At 63.8% G+C, this 19,348-nt stretch carries 22 protein-coding genes; 20 read left to right on the top strand and 2 right to left on the bottom strand.

The annotated features are described in order from the left end of the window. Nucleotides 1-7 precede the first annotated feature (7 nt). Genes JHD82_RS00210 through JHD82_RS00200 form a run of 3 tightly spaced genes read left to right on the top strand, consistent with a single transcriptional unit; the run spans nucleotide 8 to nucleotide 2,160 of the window. Nucleotides 8-694: an HAD family hydrolase gene (locus JHD82_RS00210; protein WP_012207078.1), complete on the top strand. Its 687-nt coding sequence runs from the start codon at nucleotides 8-10 to the stop codon at nucleotides 692-694. 49 nt (nucleotides 695-743) lie between these two features. Next, a complete protein-coding gene (locus JHD82_RS00205) occupies nucleotides 744-1,112 on the top strand; it encodes a Rieske 2Fe-2S domain-containing protein (protein ID WP_043782717.1) in 369 nt (122 codons plus the stop codon). A gap of 1 nt (nucleotide 1,113) precedes the next feature. Then, nucleotides 1,114-2,160 (top strand): S49 family peptidase, encoded by a 1,047-nt coding sequence (locus tag JHD82_RS00200; protein WP_012207076.1) that lies wholly within the window; start codon nucleotides 1,114-1,116, stop codon nucleotides 2,158-2,160. 84 nt (nucleotides 2,161-2,244) lie between these two features. Here JHD82_RS00200 and JHD82_RS00195 read toward each other — a convergent pair whose 3' ends face one another. Then, a complete protein-coding gene (locus JHD82_RS00195; protein ID WP_013800987.1) occupies nucleotides 2,245-3,036 on the bottom strand; it encodes an SAM-dependent methyltransferase in 792 nt (263 codons plus the stop codon). Continuing rightward, nucleotides 3,033-3,653 carry a Maf family nucleotide pyrophosphatase gene (locus JHD82_RS00190; protein ID WP_063328139.1) on the bottom strand — a complete coding sequence of 207 codons (621 nt, stop codon included), beginning with the start codon at nucleotides 3,651-3,653 and terminating at the stop codon, nucleotides 3,033-3,035. The genes JHD82_RS00195 and JHD82_RS00190 overlap by 4 nt, the downstream gene beginning before the upstream one ends. 25 nt (nucleotides 3,654-3,678) lie before the next feature. On the opposite strand from JHD82_RS00190, the gene JHD82_RS00185 reads away from it, so the two are divergent. The 17 genes from JHD82_RS00185 to era all read left to right on the top strand — a co-directional run bounded on the left by JHD82_RS00185 (nucleotide 3,679) and on the right by era (nucleotide 19,322). Continuing rightward, nucleotides 3,679-4,236 (top strand): DUF177 domain-containing protein, encoded by a 558-nt coding sequence (locus JHD82_RS00185; RefSeq protein ID WP_034396686.1) that lies wholly within the window; start codon nucleotides 3,679-3,681, stop codon nucleotides 4,234-4,236. A gap of 137 nt (nucleotides 4,237-4,373) precedes the next feature. Beyond that, nucleotides 4,374-4,556, top strand: a complete 183-nt coding sequence (rpmF, locus tag JHD82_RS00180; RefSeq protein WP_012207072.1) for a 50S ribosomal protein L32 — start codon at nucleotides 4,374-4,376, stop codon at nucleotides 4,554-4,556. Between the two features lie 113 nt (nucleotides 4,557-4,669). Further along, a complete protein-coding gene (gene plsX, locus JHD82_RS00175; RefSeq protein ID WP_012207071.1) occupies nucleotides 4,670-5,710 on the top strand; it encodes a phosphate acyltransferase PlsX in 1,041 nt (346 codons plus the stop codon). 5 nt (nucleotides 5,711-5,715) lie between these two features. Then, entirely contained in the window at nucleotides 5,716-6,693 is a 978-nt protein-coding gene (locus JHD82_RS00170) for a beta-ketoacyl-ACP synthase III (RefSeq protein WP_012207070.1), read from the top strand. A gap of 56 nt (nucleotides 6,694-6,749) precedes the next feature. Then, entirely contained in the window at nucleotides 6,750-7,694 is a 945-nt protein-coding gene (gene fabD, locus JHD82_RS00165; protein ID WP_034398898.1) for an ACP S-malonyltransferase, read from the top strand. Then, the gene (gene fabG / locus JHD82_RS00160) at nucleotides 7,691-8,437 is read left to right on the top strand and encodes a 3-oxoacyl-ACP reductase FabG (protein WP_199135088.1); all 747 of its coding nucleotides are present in this window, start codon (nucleotides 7,691-7,693) and stop codon (nucleotides 8,435-8,437) included. The genes fabD and fabG overlap by 4 nt, the downstream gene beginning before the upstream one ends. 148 nt (nucleotides 8,438-8,585) lie before the next feature. Next, nucleotides 8,586-8,825 carry an acyl carrier protein gene (gene acpP, locus JHD82_RS00155; RefSeq protein WP_003058049.1) on the top strand — a complete coding sequence of 80 codons (240 nt, stop codon included), beginning with the start codon at nucleotides 8,586-8,588 and terminating at the stop codon, nucleotides 8,823-8,825. Nucleotides 8,826-8,864: 39 nt separating this feature from the next. Further along, complete coding sequence (fabF, locus tag JHD82_RS00150; protein WP_183019849.1) at nucleotides 8,865-10,109, top strand: beta-ketoacyl-ACP synthase II; 1,245 nt, start codon at nucleotides 8,865-8,867, stop codon at nucleotides 10,107-10,109. A gap of 85 nt (nucleotides 10,110-10,194) precedes the next feature. Next, nucleotides 10,195-10,716, top strand: coding sequence for a hypothetical protein (locus tag JHD82_RS00145; protein ID WP_199135087.1), 522 nt, complete (start codon nucleotides 10,195-10,197; stop codon nucleotides 10,714-10,716). Nucleotides 10,717-10,754: 38 nt separating this feature from the next. Next, a complete protein-coding gene (rpoE, locus tag JHD82_RS00140; protein ID WP_199135086.1) occupies nucleotides 10,755-11,384 on the top strand; it encodes an RNA polymerase sigma factor RpoE in 630 nt (209 codons plus the stop codon). A gap of 77 nt (nucleotides 11,385-11,461) precedes the next feature. Then, nucleotides 11,462-12,178, top strand: coding sequence for a sigma-E factor negative regulatory protein (locus tag JHD82_RS00135; RefSeq protein WP_197944086.1), 717 nt, complete (start codon nucleotides 11,462-11,464; stop codon nucleotides 12,176-12,178). A gap of 304 nt (nucleotides 12,179-12,482) precedes the next feature. Then, nucleotides 12,483-13,955 carry a DegQ family serine endoprotease gene (locus JHD82_RS00130; RefSeq protein ID WP_043783674.1) on the top strand — a complete coding sequence of 491 codons (1,473 nt, stop codon included), beginning with the start codon at nucleotides 12,483-12,485 and terminating at the stop codon, nucleotides 13,953-13,955. Between the two features lie 428 nt (nucleotides 13,956-14,383). After that, on the top strand, nucleotides 14,384-16,192 hold the full coding sequence (lepA, locus tag JHD82_RS00125; RefSeq protein ID WP_012207063.1) for a translation elongation factor 4: 1,809 nt from the start codon (nucleotides 14,384-14,386) through the stop codon (nucleotides 16,190-16,192). Beyond that, nucleotides 16,192-17,169 (top strand): signal peptidase I, encoded by a 978-nt coding sequence (lepB, locus tag JHD82_RS00120; protein WP_012207062.1) that lies wholly within the window; start codon nucleotides 16,192-16,194, stop codon nucleotides 17,167-17,169. The genes lepA and lepB overlap by 1 nt, the downstream gene beginning before the upstream one ends. Before the next feature lie 75 nt (nucleotides 17,170-17,244). After that, nucleotides 17,245-17,607: a DUF4845 domain-containing protein gene (locus JHD82_RS00115; RefSeq protein ID WP_012207061.1), complete on the top strand. Its 363-nt coding sequence runs from the start codon at nucleotides 17,245-17,247 to the stop codon at nucleotides 17,605-17,607. After that, a complete protein-coding gene (gene rnc / locus JHD82_RS00110; RefSeq protein WP_199135085.1) occupies nucleotides 17,608-18,291 on the top strand; it encodes a ribonuclease III in 684 nt (227 codons plus the stop codon). After that, on the top strand, nucleotides 18,288-19,322 hold the full coding sequence (gene era, locus JHD82_RS00105; protein ID WP_199135084.1) for a GTPase Era: 1,035 nt from the start codon (nucleotides 18,288-18,290) through the stop codon (nucleotides 19,320-19,322). Before rnc ends, era begins: the two co-directional genes overlap by 4 nt. Nucleotides 19,323-19,348 lie beyond the last annotated feature (26 nt).

Here is a 19,348-nt window from a genome sequence, read left to right as displayed (position 1 = left end):
TGTAGATATGACAAATCCTGGTTCTTCCGAGATGCACCGTGCGCGCCGCTTCGATCTCATTGCCTTCGACTGGGATGGGACGCTGTCGGATTCCACCGCGGTGATCGTCAAGTGCATTCAGGCGGCCGTGGCCGATGTGGGGGGCACGCCTCCCAGCGATGAGGCGGCGTCCTATGTGATCGGCATGGCGCTGATGCCCGCATTGGCGCGTGCAGCGCCCGATGTGCCGCCCGAAAAATACCCCGAGCTGGGCAACCGCTATCGCCACCATTTCATCAAGCACCAGGACGACATCAGCCTGTTCGCCGGCGTGCTGCCCATGCTGGCGGCGCTGCGCGAGCGAGGGCACCTGCTGGCCGTGGCCACGGGCAAGAGCCGCCGTGGTCTGAACGATGCGCTGCAGGACCCGCAGTTGCGCGGCATGTTCGACAGCTCGCGCACGGCGGACGAGACCGCCGGCAAGCCGAATCCGCTGATGCTGCAGGAGTTGATGGCCGAGTTTGGTGCGGACCCTTCGCGGGTGCTGATGATCGGCGACACCACGCACGACCTGGAACTGGCCCGCAACGCAGGCTGTGCCAGCGTAGGTGTGGGCTATGGCGCGCATCCCACCGACGGCTTTGGCGTGCTGAAGCCGTTGCATGTGGCGCAGAGTGTTGCGGATTTGCATCAGTGGCTGTTGGCCCATGGCTGAGTCGTCATGCCCGCGTCAGCGCGTGGATTCATGCTCGTGAGGTGTGCCGTTGACCGTTGAACGCATCGTTCTGTGCGCCAGCGATGCCCTGCAGGAAGGGGCGAATGCCGTGCCTTTCGACGTGGTCTACGCGGGTCATGCCTGCCGCGCATTCGCCATCCGCTTCGAGGGACAGGTGCATGCCTATCTGAATCGCTGCACCCATGTGGCCATGGAGATGGACTACCAGCCGGACCGCTTTTTCGATGACACCGGACGCTGGCTGCTGTGTGCCACCCACGGAGCGGCCTACGCGCCCGACAGCGGCGCCTGCGCTGGCGGGCCCTGCCGTGGCGGCCTTGTGAAAATCTCCCTGAGCGAAAGCGCGGGGTTGGTGCACTGGCATACTGCCGATAACCTGAAACCCGTCGAGTTCTGACATGACTTCCCCCATACCTCCGGAAAATCCTGGCTCCGCATCACACCCATCCCCCGGGGCGGACCTGTGGGCCCGGGCCACGCCCGCCACGGCGGCTGCCGATGCGCGCACGGCGGCATCGAGCGGCTGGGAGCGGGAGGTGCTGGAAAAGCTGGTCTTCGCCACCATCAACGAGCAGCGTGCCTCCCGCCGCTGGCGCCTGTTTGGCCGCCTGTTGTGGACGGCGCTCATCCTCGTGGTGCTGTGGGTGCTGTTTGCCAAGGACACGGCGACCACGACCAGTTCCTCCCCGCACACGGCCGTGGTCGAGGTCAAGGGCGAGATCGCCGCAGGTGCCGACGCCAGCGCGGAATTCGTGGTGGCCGCCATGCGCAGTGCCTTCGAGGATTCGGGCTCGCGCGCCGTGGTGCTGCTGATCAACTCGCCGGGCGGCAGCCCTGTGCAGGCCGGCATCATCAATGACGAAATCGTGCGGCTCAAGGGCAAGTACGACAAGCCCCTGTATGCCGTGGTGGAAGAGACCTGCGCTTCGGCCGCCTACTACATTGCCGCCGCCGCCGATGAGATCTTTGTGGACAAGGCCAGCATCGTGGGCAGCATCGGTGTGCTCATGGATGGCTTTGGCTTCACCGGCGCCATGGAAAAGCTTGGCGTGGAACGCCGCCTGCTGACGGCTGGGGAGAACAAGGGTTTCCTGGACCCGTTCAGCCCCATGTCCGAAGGGCAGCGCGAACATGCCCACAAGATGCTGGGCCAGATCCACTCGCAGTTCATCAACGTGGTCAAGGCTGGCCGTGGTGACCGCCTGCATGAGACGCCCGAGACTTTCAGCGGCCTGTTCTGGACCGGCCAGCAGGCGGTGGAGATGGGCCTGGCCGACAAGCTGGGCAGTCTTGACTATGTGGCCCGTGAAGTGGTCAAGGCGGAAGAGGTGGTGGATTACACGCGCCGTGACAACGTGGCCGAGCGCCTGGCCAAGCGTTTCGGCGCGGCTTTTGGCGGCGGTGCGGTGCAGGCACTGCGTTCCAGCCTCCCGGCTCTGCGCTGATTCTTGCGGGGTTCCCGCTCGGTCTGCCAAGACGAAAAAGCCCGCCTTCCTGTCGAAGGCGGGCTTTTTCGCTGGTGGGCGACTTCAGCGGCCGATGGAGAACACCACCGGCGTGCGGTTGTCCGGCGCTTCCTTGTGCTGGCGCCATTCGCGCACCAGCCGGCTTTCGATGCGGGCGCTCTCCAGCGTCAGGCCGCAGGCCAACGCCAAACGGGTATGGGGTTGCAGCGTCTGCAGCAGGGCTTGCCAAAGCGCGGCGTTGCGGTAGGGCGTCTCGATGAACTGCTGGGTCTGGCCTTGGCGCAATGCCAGGGCTTCAAGCTCCTTGATGCGCTGTACCCGTCCGCCGGCATCCTGGGGCAGATATCCCACAAAGGCATAGTTTTGTCCGTTGAGCCCGCTGGCGGCCAGTGCCAGCAGCAGCGATACGGGTCCGATCAGCGGCACGACACGTATGCCCAAATCGTGCGCGGCGCGCACGATGGAGCTGCCGGGGTCGGCCACGGCGGGCATTCCGGCCTCGCTGACCAGTCCCATGTCGTGTCCGGCCAGCAAGGGGGCGAGCAGTGGCTTGGCGTCAAAGACGGCGGCACCCTTGTCGCCATGGTCCCCCTTCTTGTGGGCCTCGCGCGGCAGCTCGGTGATCTGCTGGGTCTGCAAGGGCTGGGCCAGTGCATGCAGCGCGTCGATGCGCTTGAGATAGGCGCGTGTGCTCTTGGCGTTTTCGCAAATCCAGTGGGTCAGCCGCGCAGCGGTGCGCAGTGTCCCATCGGGCAGGACCTGCGTCAGCGGCGTTTGCTCATCGCAGCCGAAGTCCAGCGGAGCGGGCACCAGGTAGAGCGTTCCTGTCAGGGGCTTGGTGATGGCATCGCTCATGGCAGCACGGCTCCTGCGGCGCGCAGCAACTGGCATGTGCGGATCAGCGGAAGGCCGATCAGTGCCGTGGGGTCGTCGCTGACGATGGCGTCGAGCAGGGCAATGCCCAGACCCTCGCTCTTGGCGCTGCCTGCGCAGTCATAAGGCTGCTCGGCGCGCAGGTAGCGCTCGATTTCCGCATCGTTGAGATCGCGAAAGCGCACCTGAACCGTCACCACGTCGGTCTCGGAAAAGCCGGTTTCCTGGCAGACCACGCTCACGGCAGTGTGGAAGTTCATCTGGCGCCCGCTCATCTGGCGCAACTGTTCGGTGGCGCGTTCATGGTTGCCGGGCTTGGACAGCGGCAGGCCATCGAGCTCGGGCACCTGGTCGGAGCCGATGACAACGGCGCCGGGGTGCAGCGCAGCCACGGCCTGGGCCTTGGCCAGGGCCAGGCGCAGGGAAAGGGCGTGCGGTGTCTCTCCTGCCAGAGGTGTTTCATCGACTTCCGGGGAGACGGTCTGGAATGGCAGCCGCAGCCGCTCCAGGAGTTCGCGGCGGTAGCGTGAGGTGGAGCCAAGAATCAGGGGACGCGCCAGGCCGGGAGCCTGGGCTAAGGCGGGGTGGGGAGCTTGCATGCCCGGATTCTCTTACACTGCCCGCATGAGCAAGGAATTTTCTGCGGCCCGCCTCGATGTTCGCGCTTTCGCGCAATCGCAGGGCCATCTTCAGGACCAGACAACACTGTCAGTCTTCCCGCGTCTGGCCCAGGATGCGCAGCCGGATGCCGGTGACACGCATGGCCAGGTGCACTGGCAGGCGGACGGCGAGCTGGTCGAGCAGACCGGCGGCCCCGGTCAGGTGTGGCTGCATCTGCAGGCCGATGCCGTCGTGCCCATGGTGTGCCAGCGCTGCCTGGCCCTGGCGCCCATCACCCTGCAGGTTGATCGGTCTTTTCGCTTTGTTGCGGATGAAGCCACGGCCGAGTCCGAGGACGATGAAAGCGATGAGGACCTGCTGGTGCTCAGCCGCGAGTTCAATCTGCTCGAACTCATAGAGGACGAGTTGCTCATGGAACTGCCCGTGGTGCCGCGTCACGATGTCTGCCCCGAGTCTGTGAGCCTGCAGTCCAGCGACGCGGACTTCGAGCAGGCCATCGAGGACAAGCCCAACCCGTTCGCCGTCCTGCGCGGCCTGGATGTGGGCAAATCCGCAGACTGATCGAGATGCCCGGAAAAAAGGTCGAGGCCGGGAAAAGCGATTGCGCTATAATCAAGGGCTTCGCGCGAAACCCCCTCGTGTCTTTAATGGGCTGATCGCGTTTTTTACCAACCCTTTTCAGATACACAGGAGCCATCATGGCTGTTCAGCAGAACAAGAAGTCCCCCTCCAAGCGCGGTATGCACCGTTCGCACAATGCACTGAATGTGCCTGGCATCGCCGTGGAACCCACCACGGGTGAAACCCACCTGCGTCACCACATCAGCCCCAACGGCGTGTACCGCGGCCGTCAAGTGCTGAAGAACAAGTCCGAAGCCTGACCTTCGACCGTTCCCGCAGAGCCCGCGGCTACAGTTTTCGTAGCGCGGGCTTTTGCTTTTTCTGATGGCCGTTCCTATCTTTCCAGGCCTTGCAACAGGCTTGCCAGTCGCTCATGATCACTTTGGCCGTTGACTGCATGGGGGGTGATCACGGCCCCCGCGTCACGCTCGCGGCGTGCCGCCAGTTCCTCGATTCCCATTCCGACGCCCGGCTGCTGCTGGTCGGCCAGCCCGATGCGCTGGCTGGCTTTGCGCATGAGCGCGCCAGCGTGGTGCCGGCCTCGGAAGTCGTCGGCATGGATGACCCGATCGAGGTGGCGCTGCGCAGGAAGAAGGATTCCTCGATGCGCGTCGCCATCCAGCAGGTCAAGGATGGCCAGGCTGCTGCTGCCGTGTCTGCTGGGAATACGGGTGCGCTGATGGCCATCTCGCGCTACCTGCTCAAGACACTGGATGGCATCGATCGCCCCGCCATCGCTCCCCAGTTGCCCAATGCCAAGGGTGGTGCCACCACGGTGCTGGACCTGGGTGCCAACGTGGATTGCTCGGCCGAGCATCTGCTGCAGTTCGCCGTCATGGGCTCGGCCCTGGTGTCTGCGCTGAACAACGAAGAGGCGCCTTCGGTGGGCCTGCTCAATATCGGCGAAGAGCAGATCAAGGGCAGCGAAGTCATCAAGCGTGCGGGCGAACTGTTGCGTGCGGCCGGCAAGGCCGGTCACCTGAACTTCTACGGAAACGTCGAAGGCAACGATATCTTCAAGGGCACGACCCAGGTCGTGGTCTGTGACGGCTTTGTGGGCAACGTGGCCCTCAAGTCTTCCGAGGGGGTGGCGTCCATGATCTCCAATGCCCTCAAGCAGGAGTTCAAGCGCAACATCTTCACCAAAATGGCTGCAATCGTTGCCTATCCGGTGTTAACTGCGCTGATGAAGCGCGTGGACCATCGGCGTCACAACGGTGCGGCGCTGCTGGGCCTTCGTGGGCTGGTTTTCAAAAGCCATGGGTCAGCCGATGCCTTGGCTTTCGAGCACGCGCTGAACCGCGCGTATGATGCGGCCCGCAACAACCTGCTCGACCGTGTCCGTACCCGCATCTCCGCAGCCCTGCCTCTTTTGCTGGCTGCGCAGTCGGAATCAGGACCGTCGGCGCCCTAATACAGATGAGACGCTACGCACGCATCACCGGCACGGGCAGCTACCTGCCACCCCGCCGACTCACCAATCACGATCTGGCTGCCGAACTGGCCCAGCGTGGCATAGAGACCTCGGACGAGTGGATCGTCGAGCGCACCGGCATCCATGCCCGTCACTTTGCCGCGCCCGACGTGGCCAGCAGCGATCTGGCCCTGGAGGCGTCGAAGAAGGCGCTGGAGGCCGCTGGCTGCCAGCCACAGGACATCGACCTGATCATCGTCGCCACCTCGACGCCCGATATGGTCTTCCCGTCCACTGCCTGCATCCTGCAAAACAAGCTTGGCGCCAACGGCTGCGCGGCCTTTGACGTGCAGGCTGTGTGCAGCGGCTTTGTCTACGCTCTCACGGTGGCCGATGCCATGATCCAGTCCGGCGCCGCAAGCCGCGCGCTGGTGGTGGGTTCCGAAGTCTTCAGCCGCATTCTTGATTTCAACGACCGCACGACCTGCGTGCTGTTCGGCGACGGCGCCGGCGCGGTGGTGCTGGAGGCGTCCGAGCAGCCTGGGATCCTGGCGTCCGACCTGCATGCCGATGGCAAGCATGTCGGCATCCTCTGCGTACCGGGCAATGTATCCGGCGGACAGGTGCTCGGCGATCCGCTGCTGAAGATGGATGGACAGGCCGTGTTCAAGCTGGCGGTCGGCGTGCTGGAAAAGGCCGCCCGCGCGACGCTGGACAAGGCCGGGCTCACCGATGCCGACATCGACTGGCTGATCCCTCACCAGGCCAACATCCGCATCATGCAAAGCACGGCGCGCAAGCTCAAGCTGTCCATGGACAAGGTGGTGGTGACCGTGGACCAGCATGGCAATACCTCGGCCGCCTCGATCCCGCTGGCGCTGGACCACGGCGTGCGCAATGGCCAGGTCAAGCCTGGGCAGACCGTGCTGCTGGAGGGCGTGGGCGGTGGCTTCACCTGGGGTGCGGTGCTTCTCAAGATGTGATGCGGGATGCCTGCCTGTCGGCAGGCTCCCATGGCGCGGCTTTTATTTTTGAAAATATGAAGAAGTTTGCATTCGTCTTTCCTGGCCAGGGCTCGCAATCGGTGGGCATGCTCGACGGATGGGGTGACCATCCTGTTGTGGCGCAGACGCTGGCCGAAGCCTCCGAGGCGCTGGGTGAAAACATCGGCCAGCTGATCCAGCAAGGACCGAAGGAAGCCCTGGCGCTCACCACCAACACCCAGCCCGTGATGCTGGTGGCCGGTGTGGCCGCCTGGCGCGTGTGGCAGGCCGAAGGCGGCGCGCTGCCCGATGCCGTGGCAGGTCATTCGCTGGGCGAGTATTCCGCCCTGGTCGCCTCGGGCGTGCTGACGCTGGCCCAGGCTGCCCCGCTGGTTCGCCTGCGTGCTGCAGCCATGCAGGAGGCCGTGCCCGTGGGCACGGGCGCCATGGCGGCCATCCTGGGTCTGGACGCCGACAAAGTGCGCGCAGGCTGCGCCGAGGTCACGGCTGCCCTGGGTGGCGCTGAAGTCGTCGAAGCCGTCAATTTCAACGATCCTTCGCAGACCGTGATCGCCGGCAGCAAGGCTGCTGTCGAAAAGGCCTGCGAAGCCCTCAAGGCCGCAGGCGCCAAGCGTGCCCTGCCGTTGCCCGTGTCGGCGCCCTTCCATTCCAGCCTGATGAAGCCTGCGGCCGAAAAGCTCAAGGCGGCGCTGGCTGCCACGGCGCTGGCTGCGCCGCAGATTCCCGTGCTCAACAACATCGACGTGGCGGTCGAGCAAGACGCCGACGCCATCCGCGATGCGCTGTATCGCCAGGCCTTTGGCCCGGTGCGCTGGGTGGAATGCGTTCAGGCCATGAAGGCGCGCGGCATCGTGCATCTCGTCGAGTGCGGTCCCGGCAAGGTGCTCATGGGCCTGACCAAGCGGATTGACGCGGACCTGACGGCCGCTGCCCTCTATGATCCGGCCACGCTGGCCGACGTGAAAGAATCCCTCGCATGACTGACAACCAGAACAAGCCCCAGGTTGCCCTGGTGACGGGTGCCTCGCGTGGCATTGGTGCTGCCATTGCCCAGGAGCTGGCAGCGCGCGGCTACCGCGTGATCGGCACGGCCACCACCGACGGTGGCGCGGAAAAGATCGGCCAGGCCCTGTCGGCCCATGAGGGCTGCCGCGGCGTGAACCTCAATGTCACAGATGGGGCGGCCGTCGATGCCTTGATCGACAGCATCGTCAAGAATGACGGCGGCCTGCATGTGCTGGTCAACAACGCCGGCATCACACGCGACACCCTGGCCATGCGCATGAAGGACGACGACTGGGATGCGGTGATCGACACCAATCTCAAGGCGGTTTTCCGAGTCAGCCGTACGGCCATTCGGCCCATGATGAAGCAGCGTTTTGGCCGCATCATCAGCATCACCAGCGTCGTTGGCGCCTCCGGCAACCCCGGTCAGGCCAACTATGCAGCCGCCAAGGCCGGCGTTGCCGGCATGACGCGTGCGCTGGCCCGTGAACTGGGCAGCCGCGGCATCACGGTCAACTGCGTGGCGCCTGGCTTCATTGCCACCGACATGACGGCGGAGCTGCCCGAAGAGCAGAAGAACGCCCTCAAATCGCAGATCGCCATGGGCGATCTGGGTCAACCCAGCGACATCGCCCATGCCGTGGCCTACCTCGCATCTGCGGGTGCGGGATACGTCACCGGCCAGGAATTGCACGTCAACGGCGGCATGTACATGTAAGTGATGCGGCGGCTTCGGCAGACCCCTGCCAGAAGCCGGCGTTGCTTGCAACAGAAGAGGCCGTTTCCTCGCGACGGCCGGCTGAAGAGGGCCTGAGGCCCGAAGCAGCTAGAATCGCGGGTTCATTCACAACCCCCAGAGGGAAACCATGAGCGATATCGAAGCACGTGTCAAAAAAATCATTGCCGAACAACTCGGCGTTGAAGAGTCTCAAGTCACCAACGAAAAGGCCTTCGTGGCTGATCTGGGTGCTGACTCCCTGGACACGGTGGAGCTGGTGATGGCCCTGGAAGATGAATTCGGCATCGAGATCCCCGACGAAGACGCGGAAAAGATCACGACGGTGCAAAACGCCATCGACTACGCCAACACCCACCAGAAGGCCTGATAGGGCCCTGACCCGAGCGATCAGCAGAAGGTTTTACGCATGAGCCGTCGTCGCGTTGTCGTGACCGGCCTGGGTTGCATCTCCCCCGTGGGTAACACGGTGGGCGACGCCTGGGCCAATCTTTTGGCCGGCCAGTCCGGCATTGACCTCATCACCAAGTTCGATGCCTCGAACTTTGCCTGCAAGATTGCAGGCGAGGTCAAGGGATTCGATGTGGAGTCGTACATGAGCGCCAAGGATGCGCGCTCTATGGACACCTTCATCCATTACGGCATCGCTGCTGCGGCGCAAGCCGTGCAGGACTCAGGTCTGCCCACGGGCGAGGCCTTGTCGGATGATCTGGCCACGCGCATCGGCTGTGTGATCGGTTCGGGCATCGGCGGCTTGCCGCTGATCGAGAACACCCACGCGGAACTGGCTGCGCGCGGACCGCGCCGCATCACGCCGTTCTTCGTGCCTGCCTCCATCATCAACATGGTGGCTGGCCATGTGTCCATGCGCTTCGGCTTCAAGGGGCCGAATCTTGCCGTGGTGACTGCCTGCACGACCGGGCTGCACTGCATAGGCGAGGCAGGACGCATGATCGAATACGGCGATGCCGATGTGGTGGTGGCTGGTGGCACGGAAGCCACGGTCTCCCCCCTGGGCGTCGGCGGCTTTGCCGCCATGCGCGCCCTGTCCACGCGCAATGATGATCCCAAGGCCGCTTCGCGCCCCTGGGACAAGGACCGCGACGGCTTCGTGCTGGGCGAAGGCGCGGGCGTGCTGGTGCTGGAAGAGTACGAGCATGCCAAGGCCCGCGGTGCCAAGATCTACGCTGAACTGTGCGGCTACGGCATGAGTGCCGACGCCGGCCACATGACGGCACCCAACATGGACGGCCCGCGCCGCGCCATGCTGGCAGCTTTGCGAAATGCCGGCATCAATGCCGACCAGATCGACTATCTGAACGCGCACGGCACTTCCACGCCGCTGGGCGACCTCAACGAGACCAACGCCATCAAGGCGGCTCTGGGCGATCACGCCAAGAACATCGTTGTCAGTTCGACCAAGTCCATGACAGGTCACCTGCTGGGCGGTGCTGGTGGCATCGAGAGCGTCTTCACCGTGCTGGCACTGCACGAGCAAAAGATTCCTCCGACCATCAACCTGGACAATCAGGACCCGGAGTGCGATCTCGACTACTGCGCCAATACGGCACGGGACGCGACGATCGAGGTGGCGGTGAAGAACAACTTCGGCTTCGGAGGCACTAACGGAACGCTGGTGTTCAAGCGGATCTGAGGCCTGCACAACGCACATGAAAAGCCCGCCCCGCTAGGGAGCGGGCTTTTTTATTTCACGCATGTGCCAGGTGAAAGCATGATAAATGTCGGTCATGCTGCGGTTTTGCGACACTGCAGGCATGCCGTCTCGCCATGCGCCGCCCGCAGTTCGCCATCCGCTGAAGCCATCGCGCACCATGGCAGTGTGTCTTTGTGCGCTTTGGCTGCTGGCCGCCATGCTTTTGCTGGCATGGGCCTTGAATCTCCAGTCAGGGTGGTGGCCTGCAGCCGTGGCCGTTGCGGTTTGCCTGGTTGCTGCTGCAGGCATGTGGCATGGATGGCACAGCCTGGGTAAAGGTTTCATCGCCTGGGATGGCGTGCAGTGGTCGATCGGCGAGGCGGACCCAGGCCAGGCTGCGCAGCCGGTGCTGCTGCAGGTGCGAGCCGATGGTGGATCGTGGTTGTGGGTGCAGGTCCGTCCGCTGGTTTCCATGGTGCCGGCGGGGCCCTTGCGTTGGCGCAGCTCCCGCTGGCTTCTCCTGTTGTGCAGACAGAGTCCGGAAACCTGGGGTGATTTGCGGCGTGCTGTATATTCCCCGGCCAGACCTACAGAACGGGCGCAATGACTGCGCCAGGGCCGCTGCGGCCCGTCTTCACCGATTTCATGACGCCTCCCGAATTCCCGCCTTCTTCTGCCGATAGCGACCTGGCTCTGGTCGAGCGCACCAACGCAGGAGACATGCGGGCCTTCGAGCTGCTGGTCATCAAGTACCAGCGCCGCATCGAGCGCCTCATCGGCCGTATGGTGCGCGATGTGGACCTGGTGCCGGACATTGCTCAGGAAACCTTCATCCGCGCCTATCGGGCCCTGCACCAGTTTAGGGGTGATGCCCAGTTCTATACCTGGCTGTACCGCATTGCCGTGAATACTGCCAAGAAGGCGCTGCTGGACATGAAGCGCTCGCCGCTGATCACCGAAAGCGCGTTACACAACGGGGATGACGATGATGAAACTTCCCGGGTCAGCCAGGAACTAACCACCGAAGAAACGCCCGAAACGATCCTGGCAGCCCAGGAAATTGCCCAGGCAGTCAACGCCGCCATGGAGGCTTTGCCCGAGGATCTCCGACAGGCTGTCACGTTGCGGGAAATCGAAGGCCTGAGCTACGAGGAAATCTCGAACGCCATGGGTTGCCCCATCGGCACCGTGCGCTCACGGATTTTTCGCGCACGGGAGGCGATTTCAGTCAGGGTCAAGCCTTTGCTGGAGCGCCAGTCGGGCAAGCGTTGGTAGGCGTGACGGGGTTGTGGCCGCCGGGTGGTGCATTTTTTGGGTACAGGGTCTCAAAGCAGACAAGCAGGTGATTGATCATGAATGACGATCTGACGAAGCGCGAACAGTTGTCGGCATTGGCTGATGGTGAGCTCTCTGCCGCAGAGTTGCAGGCCGCGCTGGCCTATGCGGAAAGCGATGCAGGCCAGCAGGAGTGGCGCATGTACCACCTCGTGGGCGATGTGCTGCGTTCCCCGGAATTGGCGCATCACAGCCGGCACGATGTGCTCTCCGGAATCCGCGCCCAACTGGCCAACGAGCCTCGCCGTCCGCTGGTTTCCGTGGCCACTGAAGAGCTGGCGCAAATTGCGCATCCGGCGCAGGACCGGGCTGTGATCAATGGAGCGCCGCTGCGCGATGCGGCCAATGCCTCGGTATTCCGCTGGAAGATGGCGGCGGGCTTTGCCTCCGTGGCGGCCGTGGCTGCCATTGGTTGGAGCGTGATGCTGGGCGCGCCTGCCGGTCCCGGCGCGGCGCCGGGCCGGGCCCTGGCGGCCCTTGAGACGGGTGCTCCGTCGGCGCCGGTTGCGGTGGCTGGCAATGCCCAGGACTTCCCGCTTGGCGATACGGCCCAGTCTTCCTCGGTCGTGGCGGTGGCCGGACCCTACGGGCAGAGCGTGATGCTGCGTGATCCGCGCCTGGATGCGCTGCTGGCCTCCCATCCGCAATACAGTGGGCCGGCCACGCTGCAGATGCCTGCCAGCTTCTTGCGCAACGCCAACTTCGCCTCGGCACCGCGCGCCAACCAGCGCTGAATCTCACAGGAGAGCATTGCTCTCCTGCCTTCTTTTGCACCCGCGTCCAGCCTTTCGGCATTGAAATGGATGCGGGTGCAGTCATTTGTGCTCCATGCACGGCGGCTCGCGCCCCATGCATGCTGCCGATTCGGGAACTAACCGCGTCTTTCAGGCTTCTGAGCCATCGTCTGGCCGATGCTCGCCAGGACTGCGCCAGAATGTGACGTTCGTCCGAAAGCAAGTCGGCTGCCATGTGTCCGAACAAACCGCCTGGGCGCGATGGCGTCGGGGCAACGTAATGATTGAGATGGAAAGGATGACCATGACCACTGTTCGATGGAAGACGCTGCAGTCCTGCACACTGGCCGGCGTTCTGGCGCTGGCTGCAGGCAGCGCAGGAATGCTGGTGCCGGTGAGTGCCGCCCATGCGCAAAGTGGCGCCGTGGTGCGGGGGCTGCCGGACTTCACCGATCTGGTCGAGCAGGTCGGCCCGTCCGTGGTCAACATCCGCACGCTGGAGAAGGTATCTGCCAACTCCGCCGAGGCGCTGGGCATGGACGAGGACATGCTCGAATTCTTCCGCCGCTTCGGGCTGCCCGTGCCCAATGTGCCGCGCCAACGTCCCCAACCGCGTTCACAGCCTGACGAGGAGCAGCCGCGCGGCGTGGGTTCCGGCTTCATCCTGACGGCCGATGGCTTTGTGATGACCAATGCCCACGTGGTCGAAGGCGCTGACGAGGTGATCGTCACGCTGACCGACAAGCGCGAGTTCAAGGCCAAGATCGTGGGCAGCGACAAGCGCACCGACGTGGCCGTGGTCAAGATCGACGCCACAGGGCTGCCGGCCGTGAAGATCGGCGATGTGAACCGCCTCAAGGTCGGCGAGTGGGTGATGGCCATCGGCTCGCCCTTCGGCCTCGACAACTCCGTCACGGCGGGCATTGTCAGTGCCAAGCAGCGCGACACGGGCGACTATCTGCCCTTCATCCAGACCGATGTGGCCATCAACCCCGGCAACTCGGGCGGCCCGTTGCTGAACATGCGCGGCGAGGTCGTGGGCATCAACAGCCAGATCTATTCGCGCTCCGGCGGCTTCATGGGCATCAGCTTCGCGATTCCGATCGATGAGGCCGTGCGTGTCAGCGACCAGCTGCGCGCCACCGGCAAGGTCACGCGAGGCCGCATTGGCGTGCAGATCGGTCCGGTCACCAAGGACATTGCCGAATCCATTGGCCTGGGCAAGGCGCAGGGCGCACTGGTCTCGGCCGTCGAGCCGGATTCGCCTGCTGCCAAGGCGGGCGTCGAGGCCGGTGACGTGATCATCAAGTTCGACGGCAAGGCCATCGACAAGGTGGCCGACCTGCCGCGCCTGGTGGGCAATACCAAGCCCGGCACACGCAGCACCATCACCGTCTTCCGTCGCGGCGCAGCCAAGGATCTGACCATGGTGATCGCCGAGGTCGAGCCGGACGGCGCGGCTCCGCAGGCCAAGGCCACCGGCAAGGGCAGCACCCTGGTTTCCCAGCCGCTGGGCCTGACGCTGGCCGAGCTCACGGATGCCCAGAAGAAGGAGCTGGGCATCAAGGGCGGCGTGCGCGTGACGGCGGCCGTCGAGGCTGCGGCACGTGCGGGCCTGCGCGAAGGCGACGTGATCCTGCAGCTGGCCAATGTCGAGATCACGGGGCTCAAGAGCTTCGAGGCCACGCTGGCCAAGGTGGACAAGAGCAAGCCCGTGAACCTGCTGGTGCGCCGTGGGGAATGGGCACAGTACGTGCTGATCCGTCCGGCGCGCTGAGGCCCCAGGGGAGGGCGGTTTTCCGGATCCTGGGGAATACCCTCGGAATCCTGACCCGGAGCCGCCCATGCCCCTTGGGGCATTGGGTAAAATGCCCCACCAAAGCGTGACGGCTCAAGGCGTCAGAAACCTGTTTTCAAAGGGGATTGTTGCGGTGCAAAAGCACCGCGCTATCCGGTGATCGACGGGCGAGAAATGGCTCGGCGGTTCTGTTGATAAACTGTTGATAAATAATTGTGACAGATCAAGCCCGGACCTTTGCAGGCCTTGTCAGGGCTTGGTTTTCAGCCCGTTTTGCCTACAATAAAGTCCCAACTATCGCAGTTGCCAGAGATTGTTGGTTCGGGGCGCGTCGTTCATGGACGCGCCCTTTTTTCTTGCGCGCCGGCCCTGTCGTTTTCCACTTTCACTAGCAGTCCTTCCCGTTGATGAACCACATCAGAAATTTTTCCATCATTGCGCACATCGACCATGGCAAGTCGACGCTGGCTGACCGCCTCATCCAGCGTTGCGGAGGCTTGGCTGACCGTGACATGGAAGCCCAGGTGCTGGACTCGATGGATATCGAGAAAGAGCGCGGCATCACCATCAAGGCGCAGACCGCAGCCCTGCAGTACAAGGCCAAGGATGGCCAGGTCTACAACCTCAACCTCATCGACACGCCCGGCCACGTGGACTTCTCGTATGAAGTCTCGCGTTCGCTGTCCGCCTGCGAGGGAGCGCTGCTGGTGGTGGACGCCTCGCAGGGCGTCGAGGCGCAGACCGTGGCCAACTGCTACACCGCGCTGGAACTCGGCGTGGAAGTGACGGCTGTTCTCAACAAGATGGATCTGCCCCAGGCCGATCCCGAAAATGCCAGGGCCGAGATCGAGGATGTCATCGGCATCGATGCCAGCGACGCCATTCCCTGCTCGGCCAAGACCGGCATGGGCATCGAGGAGATCCTGGAGGCGGTGGTCGCCAAAGTGCCGCCGCCAAAGGGCGATCCCAATGGCCAGCTGCGCGCCATGATCATCGACAGCTGGTTCGACACCTATGTCGGCGTCGTGATGCTGGTGCGCGTGGTCGATGGTGAACTCAAGCGTGGCGAGCGCTTCAAGATGATGGCCTCGGGCGCTGCCTATGAAGCCAACAACCTGGGCGTGTTCACCCCGGCCGACGTGCCGCGCGACGTGCTGCGCGCCGGCGAGGTGGGCTACATCATTGCCGGCATCAAGGAGCTCAAGGCAGCCAAGGTGGGCGATACCATCACGCTGGAAAAGAAGCTTCCCAACAATCTGGGTCCTGCCACCGAGGCCCTGCCCGGCTTCAAGGAAATCAAGCCCCAGGTGTTCGCCGGCCTGTATCCCACCGAAGCCAGCGAGTACGACCAGCTGCGCGATGCGCTGGAGAAGCTGCAGCTCAACGATTCGTCCCTGCAGTTCGAGCCTGAAGTCTCGCAAGCGCTGGGCTTCGGCTTTCGCTGCGGCTTCCTGGGCCTGCTGCACATGGAAATCGTGCAGGAGCGCCTGGAGCGCGAATTCGACCAGGACCTGATCACCACCGCGCCCAGCGTGGTCTACGAAGTGGTCAAGGGCGATGGCGAGGTCATCCAGGTCGAGAACCCGTCCAAGATGCCCGATGCCGGCCGTATCGAGGAGGTGCGCGAGCCCATCGTCACCGTCCACCTGTACATGCCCCAGGACTATGTGGGCCCGGTGATGACGCTGGCCAACCAGAAGCGCGGCGTGCAGATCAACATGCAGTACCACGGCCGCCAGGTGATGCTCACCTATGAGATGCCGCTGGGCGAAATCGTGCTGGACTTCTTCGACAAGCTCAAGTCGGTCTCGCGCGGCTACGCCTCCATGGACTATGAGTTCAAGGAGTACCGCGCCTCCGATGTGGTGAAGGTGGACATCCTGCTCAATGGCGAGAAGGTCGATGCGCTGTCCATCATCGTGCACCGCTCCCAGGCCACGTACCGCGGCCGGGCCGTGGTGGCCAAGATGCGCGAGATCATCAGCCGCCAGATGTTCGATGTGGCCATCCAGGCCGCCATCGGCGCCAACATCATTGCGCGGGAAACCGTCAAGGCCATGCGCAAGAACGTGCTGGCCAAGTGCTACGGCGGCGACATCACCCGCAAGCGCAAGCTGCTGGAAAAGCAAAAGGCCGGCAAGAAGCGCATGAAGCAGATCGGATCGGTGGAAGTGCCCCAGGAGGCCTTCCTGGCCATCCTGCAAGTGGAGGATTGATGCAAGCCATGCAATGGATTACGGCCGTCGTACTCGCGGCCTTCGTGGGCTATATCGGCGCCTGGTACACAGGTTTCATCGAGGGCAACTTCGCGCTGCTGCTGTTCCTGGCCACCGTGGTCACAGGCCTGTACTGGGTGGCCGAGCGGCTGTACTTCCTGCCGCGCCGCCGCCGCGCTGCCGTGGCCATCGAGGAGGCTGCCGTGGCACGCCGCGCAGAACTCGACCGCATGGGCATCGCCAAGACCGACATCGAGGTGTCGGAAGAGGCCAAGGGCCGCATCCTCATGCAGCCCTGGTGGCTGGACTGGACGGCAGGCCTGTTCCCGGTGATCGCGATCGTCTTCGTGCTGCGCTCGTTCCTGTTCGAGCCGTTCAAGATCCCGTCTGGCTCCATGATCCCTACGCTGCTCGTGGGCGACCTGATCCTGGTGAACAAGTTCACCTATGGCGTGCGCCTGCCGGTGATCAACACCAAGATCACGCAGGGAACGCCGCTGCAGCGTGGCGATGTGGTGGTGTTCCGCTACCCGCCCCAGCCCAGCCTGGACTACATCAAGCGGGTGGTGGGCCTGCCGGGCGACGAGATCGCCTACCTGAACAAGCGGCTGACGATCAATGGCAAGGAAGTCCCGGTCAATGCACTGCCCGACTTCTTCGACAAGGATGCGATGCGCTACTTCAAGCAGTACGAGGAGTCGCTGGGCGACAAGCCGCACCGCATGATCGTGAACCAGGACGTGCCCGCCTTCATCCAGGGCGCCAGCGGCTTCGAGTTCCGCGAGAACTGCCGCTACAGCGTCGAAGGCATCACCTGCAAGGTGCCGGAAGGCCAGTACTTCATGATGGGCGACAACCGCGACAACTCGCTGGATTCCCGCTACTGGGGCTTTGTGCCCGACAAGAACATCGTGGGCCGGGCTTTCTTTGTCTGGATGAACTTCGGGGATTTCAAGCGCATCGGCAGCTTCCATTGATCACATCACATGCATGCCTGAGGACCGCAGTGGCCCGGGCATGCGCGAGGGATTCACATCGGAGGAGGAAAAAGCATGTTGACATCGAACAACCGGCGTTCGCGCCAGCGCGGCCTGTCCTTTCTGGGACTGGTGTTTGTGATTGCCCTGGGCGTGGGCGTGGTGGCCGTGGGCGCACAATCCGTGCCGGTCTTCCTGGAGTACCAGGCCATCGTCAAGGCCGCCAACAAGGCGGCCCGCGAGGGCAATTCCGTGGCCGAGGTGAAAGCCAGCTTCGAGCGTTCCGCTGCCATCGATGACTTCACGTCCGTCAAGGGTGGCGATCTCGAAGTGACCAAGATCAATGACCGCGTGGTGGTGGGGTTTGAATATTCGCGCGAGATCCATCTCGTGGGCCCCGCCTACCTGACTTACCGTTTTAAGAAGCAGACCCAATAGGTGCCTCCCTTACTGAATGCGCTGCAGCTGAGGCTGCAGCATCAATTTGCCGAGCCTGCATTGCTGCAGCGTGCCGTCACGCACCGCAGCTTCTCGGCAGACAACAACGAGCGCCTGGAATTCCTCGGTGACTCGGTGCTGAACCTTGCCATTTCCAGCCTGCTCTACCAGCGGCTCAGTTCCATGCCCGAGGGCGATCTGTCCCGCGTGCGCGCCAACCTGGTCAAGGAAGGCACGCTGCACCAGATCGCGCTGAGGCTGCAGTTGCCCGATCTGCTGCGCCTGGGCGAGGGTGAATCCAAGTCGGGCGGCAAGCAACGCCCCTCCATCCTGGCCGATGCGGTCGAGGCCCTGATCGGCGCGGTCTATCTGGATGCCGGCTACGCGGCGGGCGAGAAGGTGGTACACCATCTTTTCGAGGGCGTGGACATCAACCCCCACATGCGCGCAGCCGAAAAGGATGCGAAGACGGCCCTGCAGGAATGGCTGCAGGGACGGCGCATGAAGCTGCCGCAGTACGAGGTGGTCGCCACCACGGGAGCCGCCCACCGCCAGACCTTTGAAGTGGCCTGCACGATTGCCGAGCTGCAATTGCAGGCCCGGGGAACGGGTGCCTCGCGCAGAGCCGCAGAGCAGACGGCTGCCACAGCCATGCTGGAACTATTGAAAGCAAGACACGCATGAACCAAGACAAACCTCCGGCGCCGGCACAGACCGCCGCCGAACTCGATGCCCTGCTGGCCGCGGCCAAGCCCGGCGCCGGCACAGCACGCACGGCCTCCGCCCCTGATGAAGCCCAGGCGCCCGAGGTGCCGACGGGCCCGCAGCGCTGCGGCCTGATCGCCATCGTCGGCAAGCCCAATGTGGGCAAGTCCACGCTGATGAATGCGCTGGTGGGCCAGAAGATCAGCATCACCTCGCGCAAGGCGCAGACCACGCGCCACCGCATCACGGGCATTCGCTCGCGCGCCGCGACGCAGTTCATCTTCGTCGATACACCGGGTTTCCAGACCAAGCACAGCACGGCGCTGAACAAGTCGCTCAACAAGACCGTGATGGGCGCCATCGGCGACGTGGACCTGATCCTGTTCGTCGTGGAAGCCGGCCAGTTCACGCTGGCCGATGCCAAGGTGCTGTCGCTGTTCAAGCCCGGCATTCCCACGCTGCTGATCGCCAACAAGCTCGATACCGTGGGCCGCCGTGCCGAGATCGCCCCCTGGCTCAAGAGCATGCAGGAGCGCCATCCGTTTGCCGAGTTCGTGCCCATGTCGGCCAAGAGCAAGGGCGACATCGAGCGCCTGTTCGGCATCTGCGAGAAGTACCTGCCCGAGCAGGACTGGATGTATGCGCCCGACGAGCTGACCGACCGCAGCGAGAAGTTCCTCGCCTCGGAAACCGTGCGCGAGAAGCTGTTCCGCTTCACGGGCGACGAGCTGCCCTACACCTCCACGGTGGTCATCGACAAGTTCGAGGAAGAGGCCAGCAAGCAGCACAAGCGCTTCATCCGCGTGGCGGCCACCATCGTTGTCGAGCGCGACGGACACAAGGCCATGATCATCGGAGAGAAGGGCGAGCGCCTCAAGCGCATCAGCACCGAGGCCCGCCAGGAGCTGGAAAAGCTCATGGATGCCAAGGTTTTCCTCGAAGTCTGGGTCAAGGTGCGCTCGGGCTGGGCCGACGACGAGGCCCGCGTGCGCTCCTTCGGCTACGAGTGAGAAACCTCCCCGCAAGGCCCTCTGTC

The sequence above is a fragment of the Delftia sp. ASV31 genome (assembly GCF_016428765.1).
Taxonomy (GTDB): domain Bacteria; phylum Pseudomonadota; class Gammaproteobacteria; order Burkholderiales; family Burkholderiaceae_C; genus Comamonas; species Comamonas acidovorans.
Note: the sequence above shows the minus strand (reverse complement) of the source record. Positions and strands in the feature narration are given on the sequence as shown.